Annotated in this window: 2 protein-coding genes; both read left to right on the top strand. The window is 36.8% G+C overall.

From position 1 onward, the window contains the following. The first annotated feature begins 280 nt into the window (after window positions 1-280). A complete protein-coding gene (locus ACTHJT_RS02050; protein ID WP_440236022.1) occupies window positions 281-1,939 on the top strand; it encodes a hypothetical protein in 1,659 nt (552 codons plus the stop codon). A 39-nt stretch (window positions 1,940-1,978) separates the two neighbouring features. Beyond that, a partial coding sequence (locus ACTHJT_RS02045) for a hypothetical protein (RefSeq protein ID WP_440236021.1) occupies window positions 1,979-2,293 on the top strand: 315 nt, incomplete at its 3' end.

Below are 2,293 nucleotides of genomic sequence, written 5' to 3'. Positions count from 1 at the left end.
GACAGACTTTACGGCTACAGAATTTGCTTCTATGGTGAAGTATTATGATATAATGTATGAAATGACTCAGGTGAAAATTGTATTAAAGAAATAATACAGGACATCACCGTATTCGATTAAATGTAAAATGTCTGGAGAGGGAATGCAAACGAATTAAAGTTTACTTTCCTCTTCAGACATCATTATATATAAGATAAAAGTTGGGTAATATACTCACACTTTTGGGAACTGAGGTATACCAATCAAAAACCTTAATCAAACAATTCATTCCACTTTCTTTATGCGCTACCTTTTAATAATAACAGCTTTCGTTATTAGTTCATCACTCTATGCCCAAACCGCAAGTGAAAAAAAAGACCAGCACCTGGCCGATGAAGCTGCAAAAAAAACGGCTTTAGCCGCAAGCGCATTGTCGGAAAAATTTGACAAGCACTCGGCATCCATAAAAGATGTGCCGGAACAATTCAAGGATGAATCGGTTGTAATCCTTTTCAATTCGTCCAACTATTTTATTGAAAGAGGGGAAGTTATTTATTTTGTTGAACGTGTGAAAACACGGGTATATCTTAAGGATAAAGCAGCTGTTGAAAAATATTCCACCTACTATACATCGGGCTACGGAGAAACAAACTCTTCGGAAGTAACGATTATCAAAGCCAATGGAATGTCCCGAACCCTGGAATTGAAAGATGGTATAAAGGAGACAAATTATGCTTCGGTTCCATTGCACTACAAGTCGAGTGTAATGCTGAATGAAACGTATTATAAATTTGCCTTGCCGGATCTTGAACCGGGTGATATTATTGATTTTACCCGTATCTCTAAAAATCCGACTAGTGAATTGACTGGTAATGTTCCTTTTACAAGAATATACCTGGCATCAGACTTCCCGATTGTAAAAACATTTTTAACCATTGAAGTACCTACAAATGATAGCTATATCTACTTCAAGTCGTTGAACGGTGCACCGGAACTGGTCCAAAAGACTGGCGAAAACGGCCTGGTGACATTTACACTGGTAGATTCGTTGCGCGAAAAAGTAATGAATGACTGGAACCTGCCAAGAGAAAAATACCTGCCGCATGTTAAGTTTATTGTAACGCGATATACAGGATCAGACAATGCGAGTGTTTTGCCTATCAGGAGCACAACGAATAAAATTAAAACAGAATTTTCAAATGAAGAGTGGCAACGATGTGCAAATCGTATCAATGAATTTAAAAAAACCGCTGATGAGGCTACAGAATATGTAATGAATCAGATTGGCATACAAAATCCTGCAACGAGAAGTGATGTTAATGAGCTCATGGAAATGACATGGTATTACCTACGAAAAAAAGTAGTTAATAATGAAAAAATTATGCCCACTGAGAATATAAGTGCAAATGAATACGACGTCTATCTTGCGACAATTTTTATGAACATGTTGAATAAGCGAGGTGAGTCCTTCGATCTCATTTTTTCAACCGGAAACAAAAGCGCAGGTATTAAAAATGTAATTTGCCCTATGGAAATCAGTTGGGGGATTCGGTGGAATGATAAGTATTTCATGTATCCCACCTGTTATATGCAATACGGCGAATTATCGAATCCTTTCAGGGGTGTAGAAGCGTTAATCGTGAATAATTTTAATCCTGACAGCAAAACATTTGAATTTAAATCTTTGATACTGACTGCTGCACCTTATACTGAAAATACATTAAACGAAAGCCTGGATATCTCTTTGAATGAAAATTTAGATAAAATCCTATGTGTCCGGACAATAACAGCTACGAAGGGGTTTTCGTCTCCTTATATTTCAAAATACTACAATAGAGATTTCAACATTGATCAGCTTACTTATGCAAACATGTATATACCCCGCGATTCAAATTTATTGTATGTAGGCATGAATAAAACAAAAGCTGCTGAATTAAAAAGAAAAAATGACGCAGCTTAGGGAGAATATTTTAAGTCCGTTCGGGACAGGTATAGTGGATTGGTTAAGTCAGAATATCCGATGATGGATGAATATAAGTCATGGAAGTTTAACGGTTATGGAGTATCTCCCATTTCCCGTGATTTTTCATTGGAAGAAACATTCACATTAAATGATTTGGTTAAAAAAGCCGGCAACGGTTACATGGTAACAATCGGTGCTTTATTCGGTGACTATGACAAGGTGCAGGAAGATTTCAAAAAAAGAAATTACAGCGGCTCTTTGGATGTAGCTACCACTAAAACAGCAACCATTATACTGGAAATTCCGGAAGGCTACAAAGCTTCCTTACTTGAAAGCGCTAACAAATCTTTC

Source organism: Cytophaga sp., from assembly GCF_051961495.1.
Taxonomy (GTDB): domain Bacteria; phylum Bacteroidota; class Bacteroidia; order Cytophagales; family Cytophagaceae; genus Cytophaga.
This window is presented reverse-complemented; position numbering and strand designations above follow the sequence as displayed.

Excerpts from the sequence above, each read along its gene's own strand:
- ACTHJT_RS02050 (WP_440236022.1), top strand. The coding sequence starts at position 281 with ATGCGCTACCTTTTAATAATAACAGCTTTCGTTATTAGTTCATCACTC.